Below are 18,578 nucleotides of genomic sequence, written 5' to 3'. Positions count from 1 at the left end.
CTCAGCTCTCTCGTTTGTCGATAAGTCTTTGTGAAGGTTCCGCGGACCGGATCGGTCAGCCTGCGACACCGAAGGGCAGCGTGAAACGCACGTCACCTTCGACGATGTCGCGCATGTCCGGGATACCGTTGCGGAACTGCAGGGTCCGCTCGAGGCCCATGCCGAATGCGAAACCCGAGTACTCGTCGGGATCGATACCGCTGGCGCGCAGAACGTTCGGGTTGACCATGCCGCAGCCGCCCCACTCGACCCAGCCGGCGCCGCCCTTCTTGTTCGCGAACCAGACGTCGACCTCGGCCGACGGTTCCGTGAACGGGAAGTAGTTGGGGCGCATACGGGTACGCGTCTCGGGGCCGAAAAGGGCACGAGCGAACGCGTCGAGAGTCCCGCGCAGGTTGGCCATGGTCAGGCCCTTGTCGACGGCCAGGCCTTCGACCTGCGAGAAGACAGGCGTGTGGGTCGCATCGAGTTCATCGGTGCGGAACGTGCGGCCCGGGCACACCACGTAGATCGGCACCTCACGCGAGAGCATGGTGCGGACCTGCACCGGCGAGGTGTGGGTACGCAGCACCTGGCGAGAGTTCTCAGGTGCCAGGTGGAAGGTGTCCTGCATCGTGCGCGCAGGGTGATCCGGCAAGAAGTTGAGTGCGTCGAAGTTGAAGTGCTCGGTCTCCACCTCCGGACCCTCGGCAACTTCCCAACCCATCGCGACGAATACGTCGGCGACCTGCTCGGAAATCAGGCTGATCGGGTGACGAGCCCCGACGGGGTGGCGATCGGAAGGCAGAGTGACGTCGATTGCCTCGGCAACCAACACCGCAGCGTCACGCTCGGCGAGGAGAACCTCACGACGAGCGTCGTACGCGTTGTTGATCCGAGTGCGGAAGATGTTGACGCGCTTACCGGCGTCCGCCTTTTCCTTGCCCGGAAGGCTGCCGAGTCCCCGGCGCGCGAGGGCGATCGGGGACTTGTCCCCCAGGTGCTCCACCTTGACGTGCGCCAGCGCGTCCAGGTCAGCGGCGTCCGCCAGCGCCTTCTCGGCGTTCTCAGCCGCAGCGGTCAACGCCTCTTCGGTGAGTACACTCGCGTCGACCTCCGGCGGTGTCGCGCCCTCATTTTTGGCCACGGCTGTGACGCTCCTGTCGCTTCTCGGTTTACTTCTCGTACTGCGTGCTTCTTGTACTGCTTACTTCTTGTACTGCGAGCGAGCATTCGAACTCGCTCGAGCATTGTCTCTGCTCTTGTATTGTCTCAGGCTTCCGCAAATGGGATTCCGTGAGGTCTTCGCGTGCGTTTTCAGCCGTGATCGGTGGCGCGATTTTGCACCCGCGCGCTTGCGTACAGGCAAATTGCCGCCGCTGTCGCGAGGTTCAAGCTTTCGGCGCGGCCATGGATCGGAATCCTGACCCGATGATCAGCCTGCGCGGCGATCGCCGGATCGAGACCGTGAGCTTCGTTCCCGAACAGCCAAGCCGTCGGCTTGCTCAGCAACTCGTCGGCCTCGTCGAGATCGACCTCGCCGTCAGCTGCAGTCGCGAGAATCTGAATGCCGGCTGCGCGAATCTGCTCGATCACCGACACCGTGTCTCGATCGCGGACGACTGGCAGGTGAAAGAGGCTGCCCGCCGACGAACGAACGACCTTGCCGTTGTGCGGATCGACGCTGTCACCGGCGAGGATTGCCGCATCGGCACCCACTGCGTCGGCGATGCGAATGACGGTGCCCGCGTTACCTGGTTCGTTGACCTCGACCGGCACTGCGAGCAGGCGGGTCTCCTGATGGACGGCTGCGCTCAGCGGTACATCCAGTAGATCGCTGACGGCAACGAGACCGGGCGGCGTGACGGTATCGCTCAGAGCTTTGATTGCTCGATCGGTCACAAGAGCAACACGAACTCCAGCGGTCAGCGCCCGATCGATGACGTGCTGATAGCGCTCGGCTGCGTCCTCGGTGTAGAAGAGGTCGTGTACCGGGCGGGCCTCGCCGTTCGAGAGTGCACCGTTCAACAGTTCGGTGACCGAGTTCTCGCCCTCGACGAGGAAACGTCCTGCTTTGCGTCGTTCTGCTGTGCGCAGGAGCTTGACAGCAGAAACGACCCGCGGGGTCCGCTCGGTGAGCGGGTCCACGGGCCGTTGCTGTGATGCGTGAATCAGGCTGCTTCTCCGGCAGGAGCGTTCACGTCAGCCGGCAGAGCGGCCTTCGCGAGTGCGACCAGGCCGGCAAAGGCCTCGGCATCGGAGACAGCGAGCTCGGCCAGGATCTTGCGGTCGACCTCGACCTCTGCCAGACGCAGGCCCTGGATGAGGCGGTTGTACGTGATGTCGTTTGCGCGAGCTGCAGCGTTGATACGCGTGATCCACAGCTTGCGGAACTCGCCCTTGCGCGCACGACGGTCGCGGTACGCGTAGGTGAGCGAGTGGAGCTGCTGCTCCTTGGCCTTGGTGTACAGACGCGAACGCTGTCCACGGTAGCCGCTGGATGCAGCAAGAATTGAACGACGCTTCTTCTGGGCGTTGACCGCCCTCTTTACGCGTGCCACTTGAAAAATCCTGTCAATCTAGGGGCTGAAAGTACGGCCCCGGGTGGTCAGTAAGGGGGCGACTCAGATGCCGAGCATGCGCTTGATGCGCGGAGCGTCGTCAGGGCTGACAACAGCGACACCGTCGAGACGACGGGTAACCCTGCTGGACTTGTGCTCGAGAAGGTGGCGACGGCCGGCCTTCTGGCGCATGAGCTTTCCGCTGCCGGACACCTTGAATCGCTTCGAGGCGCCGCTGTGGCTCTTCATCTTGGGCATGGAGTCCTCAGTTCTTGTTACGTGGTGGATCTTGGGAAATCGACTAGCTGGCCGGAGCCTCGGGAGCGGCATCGCCGGTCGCCGGTGCTTCCGGAGCTGCTTCACTGGAAGCCGGTGCGGCCGGAGCCGGACGCGGAGCAGCCTGAGCCACTGGCGCCTGAGCGCTCTCCTGCGCCTTGACGCGAGTCTTGGCGCCCTTGTGCGGTGCCAGGACCATCGTCATGTTTCGGCCGTCCTGCTTTGCCGAGGTTTCGACGAATCCGAGATCTGCGACGTCTGCTCCCAGACGCTGCAGAAGGCGGTAGCCGAGTTCGGGGCGTGACTGCTCACGTCCGCGGAACATGATCGTGACCTTGACCTTGGAACCGGCTTCGAGGAAGCGAACGACGTTGCGCTTCTTGGTCTCGTAGTCGTGGTCGTCGATCTTGGGTCGGAGCTTCTGCTCCTTGATGACCGTCAGCTGCTGGTTCTTACGTGACTCACGTGCCTTCTGTGCAGCCTCGTACTTGAACTTGCCGTAGTCCATGATCTTGCAGACCGGTGGACGGGCATCAGGAGCTACCTCGACCAGGTCGAGGTCGGCCTCAAGGGCCAAGCGGAGTGCATCTTCAACACGCACGATGCCTACCTGTTCCCCGCCAGGTCCGACCAAACGAACCTCGGGAACGCGGATACGATCGTTGATGCGGGTCTCAGTGCTGATGGGGCCTCCTAGGTTGAACGGTGCGGTCTTCATGACCGCACGCAGCCCGTACCGCCCGCACCCCAACAAAAAAGCCCCGCTGTGATGATTGCTCATCCGCGGGGCCCGATGTCGACCGATCACATAAGATCCAGCTCACGCCGAAACCTATCTCCTCGACTGAGCGAGGAACCTGACGAAGAATTGATCTCCGATAACAGGTGACCGGAACCACTGAACTGCAGTTTCACCTGCCGTGCAGAGGTGGGAGTCGGACTCCACTTGCTGCCCCCGAACAAGTCGGAGGCGGTCGTTGCAACAAGAGTAACAGGTCGCCACAGATGAAAGAAATCGGTGCCGCTCCCAGTGCTGCCGCGAGAGGCCCGATTCAACACCACCACGGCCTGATGGAATCCTTACAACCATGAGTGAGAACTTCGAGGCAGATCAGAACACCGACGGCGCGAACCCCGACGTCCGCGAACTCTCCGAAGTTCCCGCGGTCGAGGTCATCAGCCGCGCCGCAGTGATGCTGATGAGTTCGGCTGCCGAAAAACTCGGCCTCTCCGACGCCGATCCGTCTTCCAGTCCCTATCTGGACCTCGACGAAGCTCGTCGAGTCATCACGGCGCTTGCCGGACTCGTGACTGCGTCGGTCGAATACCTCGGCCCCCACGCCGGACCCATCCGTGAAGGCCTTCAAGCCCTGCAGCGCGCATTCCGTGAGGCCTCCTCGCACCCGGACGAGCCAGGAAAGGGACCGGGCGAGAAGTTCACCGGTCCGGTCTACTGAGTTGGCAACCGCCAACAAAACTCAACCGATGCCCGAGGACGTCGACGCATTCATTTCACGCGTCGACGACCGCAAGCGTGCCGACAGCGTGGAGTTGATCTCCTTGCTGTCGGCCGCGACCGGCGAGCCTGCCGTCATGTGGGGCTCGAGCATCATCGGTTTCGGGGCACGGCACTACCGGTATGCGAGTGGCCACGAAGGTGACACCCCACTGATCGGGTTCTCCCCCAGGGCCACCGCGCTCACGTTGTATTTGTCGCTGAACTTCGACGACTACACCGACACACTGGCGCGCCTCGGCAAGCACAAGATCGGCAAGGGCTGCCTGTACGTCAAACGGCTGAGCGACGTCGACATGGCAGTCCTGACCGAACTGATCGCGGATTCCGTTGCCGCAGCCCGCAACATGATCGACTGAACAGGTCACCTTCGTGGGGCTACAGGCCGAGCGTCTTCGGGCGGTTGGCCGAACAGGGTCGAATCCCGTGGTGGGAAGTGATCGTTCGTGAGCGTGGCCCGACGCATTCGATCGAGTCGAAACCACCGCACCGCGTCGCGCTGGCGACACCAGCCGATGAGAAACCACTGCCCACGGTCCTGCGCCAGAATGTGCGGCTCAACTGCCCGCACCGTCTCCGCACCGTCCCCATCCACGTAGTGCAACGACACGACGCGACTCTGTTCGAGCCCCTGCTCGACGGCCCGCCGGTTCGTGCGCGAATCCGCTACTACCCCGCCGTCGCCGCGAATCCACACACGGCCACCGAGTTCGGCGACCTTACGACGACTCTCCTCGTCCATCACGTCGAGCAGTTTCGCCAGAGCTGCTCGTCCGTCCGGCGCAAACGGGGCGTCACCGGCCGCCGTCAAGGCCAACGCGATTGAAACTGCTTGCGGAACAGTGAAATTGACCGGCGGTAGCGTGGCGCGACCTACGAGTCGGTATCCACCCCCGGGGCCCGAGCGCGCCTCGATCGCCGCGCCCGACATCATCAGAGTCTCGATATCCCGCTTGATCGTCCGGGTGGTGACACCGAATTCCTCGGACAATCGGGAACACGTAGCCCCTCGATCGCCCTGTCGCCGAAGCTCTTCGACGAGAGCGTGCAATCTCGCAGCTCGATTCACGTTCACCAGTGTCGCAGATTTCGATACCAAACAGTGACATAATTGGTGACACTCTGTTGTCACCAACCTGATTGCACAGTGAGTCCATGAAAACTCACATCGTTCTTGTTCCCGGATTCTGGCTCGGCTCATGGGCTTGGGACGCAGTCCTCCCCCACCTCGAGCGCTCCGAAACCACCCGCGTGACCAGCCTGACGCTGCCCGGACTCGACGCCGTCGATGCAGATAGATCAGCGGTCACCTTCGACGCCCACGTCCGCGCAGTCATCGACGCTGTATCGGATTCAGACGAACGTACGGTCCTGGTCGTGCACAGCGGCGCCGGCCCGGTGGGATACGCGGTAACCGATCGCATCCCGGATCGGGTCGCGCGGATCGTCTACGTCGATTCAGGTCCCATGCCCGACGGCGCGGCGCTGCGACCGGATCTGGCCGCTGACGTCGTCGAGATACCGCTGCCGACGTGGGCAGAACTTGAAGCAGACGGCAGCAGCCTCGAAGGACTCGACGAGAAGGCTCTCGAGGCGTTTCGCGCCAACGCCGTCCCCGAACCGGCCGGGCCGGCGCGTGAGCCGATTGTCCTGACGAACGAAAAGCGCTACCAGGTGCCGTCAACCGTCGTTTGCAGCACGTTCCCGTCCGCGGTGATTGCCCAGATGGCCGACGGAGGTCATCCGATGGCCGCAGAACTGGCGAAACTCCCCGTGACGTACGTCGACCTCCCGACCGGCCATTGGCCGATGTGGTCGCGCCCCGAAGACGTCGCCCAGGTGATCCTCGAGGCCGCCGCTTCCTGATCGACAAAGCAGTGATGCCGGATCGGATTCCGACCCGGCATCACTGACCGACTTCTACTTGCTCACCTTCTACTAGCTCACGGAAGCAGCTTTCTTCCGTGGCGCCGCCTTCTTTGCGGCAACTGCCTTCGTTGCACGCTTCTTGGTGATCGGCTTGGCCTTGACGGGCGCGTGCTGTGCGGTGAGAACCTCACTGAGGAACTTGCCCGTGTAGCTCTCGGGGACCGCGGCAACGTCCTCCGGGGTACCTTGCGCCACAACGGTTCCGCCGCCGGATCCACCTTCGGGCCCCATATCGACGACCCAGTCCGACGTCTTGATCACGTCGAGGTTGTGCTCGATCACGATCACGCTGTTGCCCTTGTCGACCAGACCGTTGATCACGATCAGGAGCTTGCGGATGTCCTCGAAATGCAGACCCGTGGTGGGCTCGTCGAGGATGTACACCGTGCGACCGGTGGACCGCTTCTGCAACTCGGCGGCCAGCTTGACGCGCTGCGCCTCACCACCGGACAGGGTCGGAGCCGGCTGACCCAGTCGGACATAGCCCAGTCCGACGTCGACCAGCGTCTTGAGGTACCGGTGAATAGAGGTCACCGGCTGGAAGAACTCGGCGGCTTCCTCGATGGGCATGTCGAGTACCTCGGCGATCGACTTGCCCTTGTAGTGGACCTCGAGCGTTTCGCGGTTGTACCGAGCGCCGTGGCATACCTCGCAGGGCACGTACACGTCCGGCAGGAAGTTCATCTCGATCTTCAAGGTTCCGTCGCCGGAGCACGCCTCGCAGCGTCCACCCTTGACATTGAACGAGAATCGGCCGGGCTGGTAACCGCGGACTTTCGCTTCCGTGGTGGCCGCGAACAGGGTTCGGATCTTGTCGAACACACCGGTGTACGTCGCCGCATTCGATCGCGGAGTCCGGCCGATCGGAGACTGATCGACCTGCACGAGCTTGTCCAGCTGATCGAGACCGTTGATTCGTGTGTGACGGCCAGGCACCTGGCGTGCACCGTTGAGCTTGTTCGCCATGACGGTCGCGAGAATGTCGTTGACCAACGTCGACTTGCCCGAACCGGAGACACCGGTGACAGCGGTGAGAACACCCAGCGGGAAACTCACGTCGATGCCGTCGAGATTGTGCTCGCGAGCTCCGACGACCGTGACCTGGCGTTTGCGATCCACCGGCCGACGAATGGCCGGAACCTCGATGAAGCTGCGACCCGACAGGTAGGCCCCGGTCAAAGACTCTTCACACGTCAGCAGTTCTTCGTACGGTCCGCTGTGGACGACCTTGCCGCCGTGCTCGCCGGCGTACGGTCCGATGTCGACCACCCAGTCGGATGTACGGATCGTGTCTTCGTCGTGTTCGACGACGATCAGCGTGTTGCCGAGGTCGCGCAGGCGCGTCAGGGTTTCGATCAGTCGCCGGTTGTCACGCTGGTGCAGGCCGATGGACGGCTCGTCGAGTACGTAAAGCACGCCGACCAGTCCGGATCCGATCTGTGTTGCCAAGCGAATTCGCTGGGCTTCGCCACCGGACAACGTGCCCGCGGCTCGCGAGAGGGAAAGGTATTCCAGGCCGACGTCGAGCAGGAAGCCGAGGCGCGCCTGAACTTCCTTGAGGACCTGACCCGCGATTGCTTCTTCACGCGAGCCGAGAGTGAGGCTGTTCAGGAAATCCGCGCAATCGGAGATCGACAGTTCACAGACCTCGGCGATGGACTTACTGCCGAAGTCTCCCGCCGCGATAGTTACCGACAGGATTTCGGGGCGCAGGCGAGCACCACCACACGCCGGGCACGGGGTGTCGCGCATGTACCCGTCGTAGCGTTCCTTCATCTGATCGGATTCGGTCTGCTCGAGGCGGCGATGCAGGAAGGGCATCACACCTTCGAACTCCGCGTAGTAAGAACGGGTACGGCCGTACCGATTCTTGTACCGGACGTGCACCTGCTCCTCACTGCCTTCGAGGATCGCTTTGCGGGCCTTCGCCGGCAACTTGTTCCACGGCGTCTTCATGTCGAATCCGAGGATGTCGCCGAGGCCGGACAGCAGGCGTCCGAAGTACTCGGAACTCTGGCCCATCGACCACGGCGCGATTGCACCGTCTTCGAGACTCAGGTCAGGATCGGGAACCACCAGATCCGGGTCGACCTCCTTGCGGATACCGAGGCCGGTGCATTCCGGGCAGGCGCCGTAGGGCGAGTTGAAGGAGAACGAGCGCGGTTCGAGATCGTCGATCGCGAGTGCGTGGCCATTCGGGCAGGCCAGCTTCTCGGAGAAACGACGCTCACGATCAGGTGCATTTTCTTCACGGTCGACGAAGTCGAGGACCACGATGCCTTCGGCCAATCGAAGTGCGGTCTCGACCGAGTCGGTCAGGCGCTGCTTCGAGCTCGCCTTGACCTGCAATCGGTCGACCACTACTTCGATGTCGTGCTTTTCCTGCTTCTTGAGCTTCGGCGGATCGGCCAGCGAATGGACGACTCCGTCGACGCGCACGCGCGAGTAGCCCTGGGTGTTGAGCTGATCGAAGAGATCGACGAACTCGCCCTTACGAGTACGGACCACTGGTGCGAGGACCTGGAACTTGATGCCCTCCTCCATCTCGAGCACCTGGTCGACGATCTGCTGAGGCGTCTGACGTGCGATCTTCTCACCACACACCGGGCAGTGCGCCGAACCTGCGCGGGCATAAAGGAGCCGGAGGTAGTCGTAGACCTCGGTGATCGTGCCCACCGTCGAACGGGGGTTGCGGTTGGTCGACTTCTGGTCGATGGACACCGCCGGCGACAATCCCTCGATGAAATCGACATCGGGCTTGTCCATCTGACCGAGGAACTGACGCGCGTATGCCGAGAGTGACTCGACGTAGCGACGCTGACCTTCGGCAAAGATCGTGTCGAACGCGAGGCTGGACTTGCCGGAGCCGGACAACCCGGTGAAGACGATCAGGCTGTCTCGCGGGAGGTCGAGATCGACTCCTCGCAGATTGTGCTCACGCGCACCCCGCACGATCAGGCGATCCGCCACACCAATTCCCTTCATTGTCAATCGTCCGGGGCCGTCCCCCCGGAGAAGTCTCGAGTGGCCTCGCAAACGCGAGTCCTCGAGCGATCGTCATCGTAAGCCGAGCCACCGACACGTTTTTCTCACCAGGCGAGCCCATCGCTCTACCTGCCCCTATTCGAAGGTAGCCTGCGTTTCATGACGAATCAGCCCATCGTGATCGACGACTCCTACACCGGTCAGGTCTCCCCCGATTCTGCCCCTCAGCGGCGCACAGTCGACGGTGCCGTCATCACGAAGATGTCGGTCGGCCCCATGGACAACAACACTTACCTCGTCGTCTGTTCCGCGACCGGGAAATCTCTCCTGATCGATGCGGCCAACGAGGCCGAGAAGATCATTGCGCTCATCGAACAGGAAGCACCTGTTTTCGATTCCATCGTCACCACCCATCAACACGGCGATCACTGGTTGGCTTTGCAGGACGTCCACGCTGCCACCAAGGTGCCGACCGCCGCTCACCCTCTCGACGCGGAGGTCCTTCCCGTCACCCCGGACGTACTCCTCGAAGACGGCGACAAGGTGACAGTAGGCAATCTGAGCCTCGACGTCATCCACCTGTCCGGCCACACGCCCGGTTCCATTGCGTTGGCTCTGACCGAACCGAACGGGCAGGTTCACCTCTTCACCGGCGACTCACTCTTCCCCGGCGGCGTAGGCAAGACCGCCGACCCCGAGAAGTTCACTTCCCTGCTCGACGATGTGGAAAACAAGCTGTTCGGAAGGTACGACGACGCGACTGTCGTCTACCCCGGGCACGGCAAGGACACGACGCTGGGTACCGAGCGCCCGCACCTGGCGGAATGGCGCGAGCGCGGTTGGTGACGTTTCACCTGTTCCGTACTGGACCCCGCTAACCGACTTCCTGACTATCGACCTGTTCACCGTCGACGCGAAGTCGCGGAAGCCAGGTCGACAGAGTCCGGCCGAGTCCTTCGACCATCCGTTCCCCGAACACACACAGCGTGCGTTCCCACGGATGGCCGAAGGTCCCTTCCGTGAAGTCGTCACGACTGAATATGTAGTAGTCGCCGTTCGGATAGATCGGGACACGCCACTCCGCCAACTCTTTCGCGGCAGCATGCGCCTCCGCGTCGAAGGTGTAGCCCGGATGCTGCCAATCCAGAACGACAAAGTTGGGATCGTCGTTCCAATCGGTGACAAAACAGCGCAACGCTTCGGCGTTGATCGCATCCACGCGAGCGGCCCACGCCCCTGGAGTCGCAGCTGGCGCCGCACCCAAATCGAAGACCACGGACGGGATGGGCTCGGCGATGGCGGGCCAAGATCGTGCGTCGATGCCGGGAGTGAACCCAAAGCGCACACGAAAGATCGCCCAGTTTCTCTCGTTCTCCTCATCCGACAGCTGTCCCCAGCCGGCAGGAAGGGTCGAGCCGAAGTTCTGAGTCATCTTGGTGGTCACAACACCATCGTGCTCGAACGGTGCGCATTGTGTGACACCTTCGAACACGCCGTATGCGGATACGCGGTAACGGATACTTCAGAACGGTGTGTCCGGATCGGTGGAGAAGTCATCGACGCAGTACAGCGCGCTTCGGCGACCAGGAATCCGTCAACCGGGTCAGGCGTCGCGGGATCGCCGAACCGGACCAATTCCTTGTGAGATCGCTAGGGTGGAAAACGAACCTACATCGGGAGGCTTGAAACATGCTGGTACGTCGAATTGCTCGTCCACTGCTTTCCACGATCTTCATCGCCGGGGGAATCGATGCTTTGCGCAACCCCGCTCAGCGAGCAGCCAAAGCGTCACCGCTGATCGACAAATCCGTCGAGACGCTGCCAGGAGCAGTGACGCAGAAGGTGCCTGCTGATCCGGAAACACTCGTCAAGATCAACGCCGCCGTCCAGATCGGCGGCGGTGCCCTGCTGGCCACCGGCAAGGCGCCGCGTCTCGCGTCGTTGGTCCTCGCGGGGAGCCTGGTACCGACCACGCTTGCCGGTCACGACTTCTGGAACGAAACCGATCCGTCACTGCGAGCGATGCAGCGGACCAACTTCATCAAGAACGTCAGCCTGCTCGGCGGACTGATGATCGCGTCCGTCGACACAGAGGGCAAGCCGTCGCTCGGCTGGCGTGGCCGCCGCGCCGCGAAGAAGGCTCAGACGTCTATCGCCGCGGCACTTCCGTTGGTCGCATCGCAGACCGATCACACGAGCGATCGCGTCGAACACGCTCTGTCGGTGGCGTCCGAACGCGGTTCCGAACTTGCCGAAACCGCAAAGGCTCACGGCACGGATTGGCTCGAACTTGCCAAGGAGCGCAGCTCCGAGTTCGCGGAGATCGCGAGCAAGCGTGCCGCGGAATTCGGAGAGGTCGCCAAAGAACGCGGCCCGGACATCCTCGAAGTCGCGCAGAAGCGCGGCTCCGAACTGGCCGAGACCGCACGTGAGCGCAGCGCCGAACTGGCAGAGCTGGCGAGCAAGCGCAGCTCCGAGTTCGCCGAACTCGCGCTCGAAAAGAGCAACGAGTGGGCAGAAACGGCGTCGGAGCAGACCGAGGTGCTGGGTAAGCGTGCCCGAAAGCGCGCCGAGAAGGCGCTCGAAAAGGCTCGCGCCAAGAAGGACGAATTGACGCACTGAGTGCACCGAAAAACACGGTCAGGCCACCTTCGGGTGGCCTGACCTGTATCTATGCGGCAGTTCATCTGGGGGAACTAGACTGTCTTGGCGCTTTTGCAGCGCGTGAATTTCTCATCAAGCCTAGGAGATCCTTTGCCCGACGCGGACCCGTCACTGAACGAGCAAGAGCTCGAGCAGCAGTACGTGACGATGTTGTACTCCCGTCTCGACGATCTTCGAAAGTATGCCCAAACTCGCTTGAGCACGGTCCTCCTCGAGACCGGCGGAACCCCGCAAGCACGCAGTGAACGCGAATCCTTCAATGCCATGTACACCGAGGATCTCGCCAAGTACGACGCAGCCGAGAACGGAATGTGTTTCGGACGCATCGACTTCGACGACGAGCGACGCTACGTCGGCCGACTCGGAATTCTGGACACCGACAACGACTACGAAACGCTACTGCTCGACTGGCGAGCTCCGATGGCACGACCGTTCTATCTGGCGACGCCCGCGGCACCTGAGGGCGTCAAGCGACGACGCCATATCCGCAGTCGGAGCCGAACAGTCACCGGAATCAACGACGAATACCTGGACCTCGACGCTGCCCGAGCCGCCGGCGTGGTGACCGAAGCCGGCGGCGTCGCCGGTGAGAGCGCACTCCTGGACGCGCTGAACGCAGCGCGTACGGGTCAGATGAACGACATCGTCGAGACCATTCAGAGTGAGCAGGATGCCATCATCCGCTCCGAGCACAAAAGCGTTCTGGTGGTCCAGGGCGGTCCGGGTACCGGCAAAACCGCAGTCGCCCTTCACCGTGCCGCGTTCCTGCTCTACACCTACCGCCAGCAACTGGCCAAGGCCGGTGTTCTCATCATCGGGCCGAACGCGACGTTCCTCGACTACATCAGCCAGGTCCTTCCTTCACTCGGTGAGACCGGAGTTCTGCTCTCGACGATCGGGGACCTGTACCCCGGAGTGCGTGCGACTCGTACGGATTCCCTCGCCGCCGGTGAGATCAAGGGTTCCCTCGCGATCCTCGACGTACTCAAGAACGCCGTCCGGGATCGGCAGGAAGTCCCGTCGAAGCCGATCACCCTTCGATTCGACACGTACGACTTGAAGCTGGATCGCAAGACTGTCACGAAGGCTCGCGGACGTGCTCGGTCGTCGCGTCGCCCACACAACCTGGCGCGCCCGATCTTCGTGGCAGCAGTCATCGAGGCGTTGGCACTGCAGATGGCCGAACTCATCGGCGGCAACCTCGTCGACGGCGGCTCACTCCTCAGTCGGGACGACATCGCCGACATTCGCGACGAGATGCGTGAGGACGCGGACATCATGTCCGCCATCGGAAAGCTGTGGCCTGAATTGTCGCCGCAGCAAATCCTCGCGGAACTGTGGACCTCTCCGGCAAGGTTGGCCAAGGCAGCGCCGCAACTCGACGACGCCCAACGCGACGAGCTTCTGCAGAGCGTCGGACCGGGTTTCAGTGCGGCAGACGCTCCCCTCCTCGATGAACTGGCCGAGATCCTCGGAGTCGACGATGCCGCGGAACGCGAACGCGCACAACGTGAATGGCGCGCGCAGATCGCCGACGCCCAGGGCGCCCTCGACATCCTCACCGGCTCTGCACCACAGGATCTCGAAGACGAGATGGACCCCGAGATCTTGATGGCGTACGACTTGATCGACGCCAGCCAACTCGCCCAGCGCCACGATCAGGGCCAGCGCCAGACCACGGCAGAACGCGCTGCCGGCGACCGAACCTGGACCTACGGTCACGTGATCGTCGACGAAGCCCAAGAGCTCTCCGAAATGGCGTGGCGAATGCTGATGCGGCGCATACCGAATCGCTGGATGACGTTGGTCGGCGATACAGCTCAGACCGGTGATCCCGCGGGAACCTCGTCCTGGCAGAAGATTCTCGAGCCTTACGTCGCCAAGCGCTGGAAGCTCACCGAACTGACCGTCAACTACCGAACTCCCTCGGAGATCATGGATGTCGCGCACCGTGTGCTCGAAGAGATCGACCCGGAGCAATCCGTGCCCCGGTCGGTACGCGACAGCGGATTCGCGCCGTGGGCACACAAGACCACGACCGAAGAATTGGAATCGACCGTGCGCCGTTGCATCGAGTCCGAGTCGCATCCCGGTATCACCGCAGTGATCGCCGGTTCCGAGGTCGTTGCCGATCTGGCGGGCATTGCGAGTGAGACCGTAAGTGTCCTGTCGGTCAAGGACGTCAAGGGACTCGAGTTCGACACCGTGTTGATCGTCGAACCTGCCGACATTCTCGACGAGTCACCACGCGGAATGAACGACCTCTACGTCGCGTTGACCCGCGCTACCCAGAGGCTCGGCATCATTCACGTCGAGTCGCTCCCCGCGGTTCTCGACGGCGTCGCGGCAGCAGAGTTGGCCTTCGATTCGTGAGCCTCACGGAGTAGGTTCGTGCGTGACACCACGAATCGTGGTGTCACCCCAATTTGTGTCGACGACTGAAGGAATGACCCCTCGTGCTTGGCCTGCCCGCAAGTTCCGCCGCACCCTTCCACAAGATCGCTCGCGTGGTGATCGGTGTCGGGATGCTTGCGGCGGTGACAGCCGGTTGTTCAGAGGATGATTCGAGTTCAACGGCTGCTGCAGGCAGCGACGACATCGCTGCTGTTGCTGCCGCACCGACCGAAAAACCGGTAGACGATGCACAACGGCTGCGGGCGGCGCTTGCATCTACCGGGGTCAAGCCAGCCTTTTCCGACGACATGTTGCAGGCGCTCGGTGACGGTGTCTGCCAGCAGCTCGCGGCCGGCACGGATCGAGCGATGATCATCGCGAATCTGCGGACGGTATCGCTGAACGGCGCGAGCGAACCGATGGTCACCACCGGAAACGACTCGGCCGCATCGACAACGCCCCCCAGCGCCGATCAGCTGGCTGAAGTGTTCGTCGATGCGGCCGAGGCCGACTACTGCCGGTAGGTCAGCGAACGGTGTGCACGATCAGGACATCGGATGTCGCCTTGCGCGCCGCATCGGAAGGCACCGATCCGAGCAGACGCCCGGTCAGTGTGTTCAATCCGCGATTTCCGACGACCAGCAAGTCGCCCTTGACCTCGTCGAGCAAAGCGAGAAGCGATTCGACGGGAGCGCCGACGATAGCGCGCTCGACAACATCCTTGGCACCCTGGGCATGTGCGCGCTCACGAGCGGTGCGAAGGATCTCGTAGGTCGGAGCGGAACCGGTGACCTGGTAGGCCTCGTTACCCAACGCATCAGCGGCAGCGCTCACGTCCTTGGGATCAGCCGGGTAGTACGCACATGCGATGACGAGCTGAGCGTCCGAGCCACTGGCAATGGCGGCAGCTCTGTCGACTGCCTTCAGTGACGACTCGGAGCCATCGGTTCCTACGACAACGGTCCGGTAGGCACTCATTCATTCCTCCATGGTTACGGGACGGACGGACGGTACGGCCGGCACCGAGCGCAACGCTGTTGCGCCCGCTCGACAACCGCTGCGCTGACATTAGCGGGATTGTGCCGCGGATAGTGTTATTTGCAGTACACGCCACAAGCCCACAATGAATGTGATTCTTCGTCACAGACACATTTGTGCGGCGGTGACCACTCAGCGAAGTTTGCCGAAGCGGGGCCCGAACAGCGCCGCCGGAAAAACTTCCTGCTCGACCAGGGCGGTACGCCACGGCGTCGCCAATTCCAGCAACCGCTTGGCACCCTCCTCACCCAGCGCATCCCACGGAGCCAAAGCGAGGTCGTCTGTCAGGTCTTCGACGACGTCACGCAGTTCCTGCCCGTCCTCGGTCAGTGCACCGGACGAACGATCCAGCAGTTCGCGGTCCTTCAAACTCTCGACGGCCTCGTCCCACTGTTCCTGCGACCATCCGCGGCGAGTCTGCGCGAACTTGCGCTGAAACCCGATTCCCGTCGCGGTGTGCGTGATCAACGCGTCCAGGCCGTTCAATCCCGCGGTCTGAAGAGCCGCAATGTGGCCGTCGCCGCGATACTCACGCAGCAGTGTCAGCGCGTGCCAGAAACGCAGGTGCGGTTCGGTCGGCCAGTCGAGCGACGCCCAACCCGCGTACAGGGGGCGGCCGTCCACTCCGGGGATGTTCTGAGCCGCGATCGACACGAGTTCGGCGGCCTCGGCCATGTCTGCCGATCCTGTCATGTCCGCACCGAACAGGCGGACGTACGCCGCGTCGATTGCCCGATACCGCGCGGCGACAACCTCTGTGGGCCTTGCCAATTCCCAGGCACGTGGGATGACGCTGGCGATCAGTTCGGGATTGAAGTTGAAGAAGATGGCCGTGACGACAGTCGCGGGTGGAGCGCCGAGCGGTGCTGATCGCCCCGCGAAGTACACCATTCGGCCGGGCTCCAACCCGACGCCGACAAGCTCCTTCTCCGTCTCCGGGACGAAGTACGCCAACGAGTGGAGAAGTTCGAGAGTCCGCGCGGTCTTGCCTGCAGTCTGTGCATCCATACCTGAAACCGTAGCGGTCGAGAGCACGAACCCACGCGAGGCGACCTACTTGAGACCCGCGGCGTCCATCCCTCGGAGCTCCTTCTTCAAATCCGAGATTTCGTCTCGCAATCGCCCAGCCAACTCGAACTGAAGGTCGCGTGCAGCGTTCATCATCTGATCGGTGAGTTCCTTGACCAGATCTGCCAATTCGGCCCGAGGCATCGATTTGGTGTCGCGCCCCTCGTACACACCGGCACTGACCGCACGACCGGCCTCACCCTGCGCACGCCGACCACGCGTCGCATTGCGACCCGAACCACCGACGTCCACGGACGCCGCAGTGTCCTCTGCCTCCTCGTACACCTGATCGAGAATGTCCGCGATCTTCTTGCGTAGAGGTTGTGGGTCGACGCCCATCTTCTCGTTGTAGGCGACCTGCTTCTCGCGCCGCCGCTCGGTTTCCTCGATGGCCTGCGCCATGGATGCGGTGATCTTGTCCGCATACATGTGCACTTGACCGGACACATTTCGAGCCGCTCGACCAATCGTCTGAATAAGGCTGGTGGAGCTACGGAGGAAGCCTTCCTTGTCGGCATCGAGGATCGCGACCAGCGACACCTCGGGGAGGTCGAGTCCCTCACGCAGGAGGTTGATGCCGACCAACACGTCGTACTCGCCCAGGCGGAGCTGCCGGAGCAGCTCGACTCGCCGGAGCGTATCGATATCCGAGTGCAGATACCGGACGCGAATTCCGAGTTCGAGAAGGTAGTCGGTCAGGTCTTCCGACATCTTCTTGGTCAACGTCGTGACCAGCACGCGCTCGTCACGTTCGGCACGCTCACGGATCTCGTGAACGAGATCGTCGATCTGCCCCTTGGTGGGTTTGACGATGACCTCGGGATCGATCAATCCGGTCGGGCGAATCACCTGCTCGACGAACTCACCGCCGGACTGACCCAACTCGTACTTACCGGGCGTCGCCGACAGGTAGACGGTCTGACCGATCCGCTTACTGAATTCTTCCCAAGTCAGAGGGCGGTTATCGGTTGCCGACGGTAGCCGGAATCCGAATTCGACCAGGTTGCGCTTGCGCGACATGTCGCCCTCGTACATGGCGCCGATCTGCGGAACGGTCACATGTGACTCGTCGATGACCAGTAGGAAATCTTCGGGGAAATAGTCGATCAAAGTTGCGGGGGCAGTCCCGGGGCCACGGCCGTCGATGTGGCGCGAGTAGTTCTCGATACCGGAGCAGAATCCGACCTGCTTGATCATCTCTAGGTCGTACTGCGTTCGCATGCGCAGACGCTGAGCTTCGAGAAGCTTGCCCTTGCCCTCGAGTTCCGCGAGCCGCTCTTCCAGTTCCGCCTCGATGTCCTTGGCTGCACGCTCCATGCGTTCAGGACCGGCGACGTAGTGCGTCGCCGGGAAGATGCGAACCGTGTCGACCTGGCGAACGATGTCCCCGGTCAGTGGATGTAGGTAGTACAGCGCCTCGATCTCGTCACCGAAGAATTCGATGCGGACCGCCAGCTCTTCGTAGGAAGGAATGATCTCGACCGTGTCGCCGCGCACGCGGAACGAACCTCGCGTGAACGCCATGTCGTTGCGGTTGTACTGAACGTCGACGAGCAGACGGAGGAACGCGTCGCGCGGTACCTCGACACCGACGTCGAGCTGAATCGAGCGATCGAGATACGACTGCGGTGTACCGAGGCCGTAGATGCACGACACCGAGGCCACCACGACCACATCCCGTCGTGACAGAAGGCTGGACGTTGCCGAGTGGCGAAGCCGCTCGACGTCGTCATTGACCGACGAATCCTTCTCGATGTAAGTGTCCGTCTGGGCGATGTACGCCTCGGGTTGGTAGTAGTCGTAGTACGAGACGAAGTACTCGACCGCGTTGTTGGGAAGCATTTCCCGAAGCTCGTTCGCGAGCTGAGCCGCCAAGGTCTTGTTCGGAGCCATCACCAAAGCCGGGCGCTGCAGCTTTTCGATCAACCACGCTGTTGTCGCGGACTTACCGGTACCGGTCGCACCGAGGAGGACAACGTCCTTCTCTCCCTCATTGATCCGTTTTTCAAGCTCGGCGATAGCTGCCGGCTGATCGCCTGCCGGTTCGTACGGGCTGACGACCTCGAAGCGCGCGTCTGAGCGCTCGATGTCACCAACCGGCCGAAACTCGGAATGCGCGACCACGGGATGTTCGGAAGCAAACGCCATGAAACCAGGGTAGGCGCACC

At 62.4% G+C, this 18,578-nt stretch carries 18 protein-coding genes; 7 read left to right on the top strand and 11 right to left on the bottom strand.

Annotated features, from left to right (window positions below; translation table 11 throughout):
- Positions 1 to 55 precede the first annotated feature (55 nt).
- The 5 genes from pheS to infC all read right to left on the bottom strand — a co-directional run bounded on the left by pheS (position 56) and on the right by infC (position 3,534).
- Positions 56 to 1,126, bottom strand: a complete 1,071-nt coding sequence (gene pheS, locus H351_RS16415; protein ID WP_003944109.1) for a phenylalanine--tRNA ligase subunit alpha — start codon at positions 1,124 to 1,126, stop codon at positions 56 to 58.
- Positions 1,127 to 1,296: 170 nt separating this feature from the next.
- Entirely contained in the window at positions 1,297 to 2,127 is an 831-nt protein-coding gene (locus H351_RS16410; RefSeq protein ID WP_007736261.1) for a TrmH family RNA methyltransferase, read from the bottom strand.
- Positions 2,128 to 2,150: 23 nt separating this feature from the next.
- Positions 2,151 to 2,540 carry a 50S ribosomal protein L20 gene (gene rplT, locus H351_RS16405; protein WP_019748616.1) on the bottom strand — a complete coding sequence of 130 codons (390 nt, stop codon included), beginning with the start codon at positions 2,538 to 2,540 and terminating at the stop codon, positions 2,151 to 2,153.
- Between the two features lie 63 nt (positions 2,541 to 2,603).
- Positions 2,604 to 2,798: a 50S ribosomal protein L35 gene (gene rpmI, locus H351_RS16400; protein ID WP_003944043.1), complete on the bottom strand. Its 195-nt coding sequence runs from the start codon at positions 2,796 to 2,798 to the stop codon at positions 2,604 to 2,606.
- 43 nt (positions 2,799 to 2,841) lie between these two features.
- Complete coding sequence (infC, locus tag H351_RS16395) at positions 2,842 to 3,534, bottom strand: translation initiation factor IF-3 (RefSeq protein ID WP_003944008.1); 693 nt, start codon at positions 3,532 to 3,534, stop codon at positions 2,842 to 2,844.
- A 370-nt stretch (positions 3,535 to 3,904) separates the two neighbouring features.
- Between infC and H351_RS16390 the strand changes: the two genes are divergently transcribed.
- Together H351_RS16390 and H351_RS16385 are read left to right on the top strand one after the other, a co-directional pair.
- Entirely contained in the window at positions 3,905 to 4,273 is a 369-nt protein-coding gene (locus H351_RS16390) for a DUF1844 domain-containing protein (RefSeq protein ID WP_020907885.1), read from the top strand.
- Position 4,274: 1 nt separating this feature from the next.
- A complete protein-coding gene (locus tag H351_RS16385; protein WP_029255458.1) occupies positions 4,275 to 4,691 on the top strand; it encodes a DUF1801 domain-containing protein in 417 nt (138 codons plus the stop codon).
- Positions 4,692 to 4,696: 5 nt separating this feature from the next.
- Here the strand turns inward: H351_RS16385 and H351_RS16380 are convergent, their stop codons facing one another.
- Complete coding sequence (locus H351_RS16380) at positions 4,697 to 5,407, bottom strand: helix-turn-helix transcriptional regulator (protein WP_029255459.1); 711 nt, start codon at positions 5,405 to 5,407, stop codon at positions 4,697 to 4,699.
- 80 nt (positions 5,408 to 5,487) lie between these two features.
- Here H351_RS16380 and H351_RS16375 point away from each other — a divergent pair, with 80 nt between their 5' ends.
- On the top strand, positions 5,488 to 6,198 hold the full coding sequence (locus H351_RS16375; protein ID WP_029255460.1) for an alpha/beta fold hydrolase: 711 nt from the start codon (positions 5,488 to 5,490) through the stop codon (positions 6,196 to 6,198).
- A gap of 72 nt (positions 6,199 to 6,270) precedes the next feature.
- Here H351_RS16375 and uvrA read toward each other — a convergent pair whose 3' ends face one another.
- The gene (uvrA, locus tag H351_RS16370; protein WP_024487477.1) at positions 6,271 to 9,231 is read right to left on the bottom strand and encodes an excinuclease ABC subunit UvrA; all 2,961 of its coding nucleotides are present in this window, start codon (positions 9,229 to 9,231) and stop codon (positions 6,271 to 6,273) included.
- Positions 9,232 to 9,405: 174 nt separating this feature from the next.
- Here uvrA and H351_RS16365 point away from each other — a divergent pair, with 174 nt between their 5' ends.
- The gene (locus H351_RS16365; protein ID WP_020969731.1) at positions 9,406 to 10,092 is read left to right on the top strand and encodes an MBL fold metallo-hydrolase; all 687 of its coding nucleotides are present in this window, start codon (positions 9,406 to 9,408) and stop codon (positions 10,090 to 10,092) included.
- A gap of 28 nt (positions 10,093 to 10,120) precedes the next feature.
- On the opposite strand, the gene H351_RS16360 is transcribed toward H351_RS16365, so the two are convergent.
- The gene (locus H351_RS16360; protein ID WP_241896145.1) at positions 10,121 to 10,690 is read right to left on the bottom strand and encodes a DUF2716 domain-containing protein; all 570 of its coding nucleotides are present in this window, start codon (positions 10,688 to 10,690) and stop codon (positions 10,121 to 10,123) included.
- Between the two features lie 245 nt (positions 10,691 to 10,935).
- Between H351_RS16360 and H351_RS16355 the strand changes: the two genes are divergently transcribed.
- From H351_RS16355 to H351_RS16345, 3 genes are all read left to right on the top strand, one after another.
- On the top strand, positions 10,936 to 11,868 hold the full coding sequence (locus H351_RS16355; RefSeq protein WP_029255462.1) for a DoxX family protein: 933 nt from the start codon (positions 10,936 to 10,938) through the stop codon (positions 11,866 to 11,868).
- A gap of 132 nt (positions 11,869 to 12,000) precedes the next feature.
- Positions 12,001 to 14,283, top strand: coding sequence for a HelD family protein (locus H351_RS16350; protein WP_029255463.1), 2,283 nt, complete (start codon positions 12,001 to 12,003; stop codon positions 14,281 to 14,283).
- An 83-nt stretch (positions 14,284 to 14,366) separates the two neighbouring features.
- A complete protein-coding gene (locus tag H351_RS16345; protein WP_029255464.1) occupies positions 14,367 to 14,828 on the top strand; it encodes a DUF732 domain-containing protein in 462 nt (153 codons plus the stop codon).
- A gap of 1 nt (position 14,829) precedes the next feature.
- On the opposite strand, the gene H351_RS16340 is transcribed toward H351_RS16345, so the two are convergent.
- The 3 genes from H351_RS16340 to uvrB all read right to left on the bottom strand — a co-directional run bounded on the left by H351_RS16340 (position 14,830) and on the right by uvrB (position 18,558).
- Positions 14,830 to 15,282, bottom strand: coding sequence for a universal stress protein (locus H351_RS16340; protein WP_019748627.1), 453 nt, complete (start codon positions 15,280 to 15,282; stop codon positions 14,830 to 14,832).
- Positions 15,283 to 15,474: 192 nt separating this feature from the next.
- A complete protein-coding gene (locus tag H351_RS16335; protein WP_029255465.1) occupies positions 15,475 to 16,350 on the bottom strand; it encodes an SCO6745 family protein in 876 nt (291 codons plus the stop codon).
- A gap of 45 nt (positions 16,351 to 16,395) precedes the next feature.
- On the bottom strand, positions 16,396 to 18,558 hold the full coding sequence (uvrB, locus tag H351_RS16330) for an excinuclease ABC subunit UvrB (protein WP_019748629.1): 2,163 nt from the start codon (positions 18,556 to 18,558) through the stop codon (positions 16,396 to 16,398).
- Positions 18,559 to 18,578 lie beyond the last annotated feature (20 nt).

The sequence above is a fragment of the Rhodococcus erythropolis R138 genome (genome assembly GCF_000696675.2).
GTDB classification, from domain to species: Bacteria; Actinomycetota; Actinomycetes; order Mycobacteriales; family Mycobacteriaceae; genus Rhodococcus_F; species Rhodococcus_F erythropolis.
Note: the sequence above shows the minus strand (reverse complement) of the source record. Positions and strands in the feature narration are given on the sequence as shown.

What these genes read in the sequence shown, in the direction of transcription:
- rpmI (WP_003944043.1), bottom strand. Translation starts at nt 2,798, where the DNA reads ATGCCCAAGATGAAGAGCCACAGCGGCGCCTCGAAGCGATTCAAGGTG.
- infC (WP_003944008.1), bottom strand. Translation starts at nt 3,534, where the DNA reads ATGAAGACCGCACCGTTCAACCTAGGAGGCCCCATCAGCACTGAGACC.
- H351_RS16390 (WP_020907885.1), top strand. Translation starts at nt 3,905, where the DNA reads ATGAGTGAGAACTTCGAGGCAGATCAGAACACCGACGGCGCGAACCCC.
- H351_RS16375 (WP_029255460.1), top strand. Translation starts at nt 5,488, where the DNA reads ATGAAAACTCACATCGTTCTTGTTCCCGGATTCTGGCTCGGCTCATGG.
- H351_RS16365 (WP_020969731.1), top strand. Translation starts at nt 9,406, where the DNA reads ATGACGAATCAGCCCATCGTGATCGACGACTCCTACACCGGTCAGGTC.
- H351_RS16355 (WP_029255462.1), top strand. Translation starts at nt 10,936, where the DNA reads ATGCTGGTACGTCGAATTGCTCGTCCACTGCTTTCCACGATCTTCATC.
- H351_RS16340 (WP_019748627.1), bottom strand. Translation starts at nt 15,282, where the DNA reads ATGAGTGCCTACCGGACCGTTGTCGTAGGAACCGATGGCTCCGAGTCG.
- H351_RS16335 (WP_029255465.1), bottom strand. Translation starts at nt 16,350, where the DNA reads ATGGATGCACAGACTGCAGGCAAGACCGCGCGGACTCTCGAACTTCTC.
- uvrB (WP_019748629.1), bottom strand. Translation starts at nt 18,558, where the DNA reads ATGGCGTTTGCTTCCGAACATCCCGTGGTCGCGCATTCCGAGTTTCGG.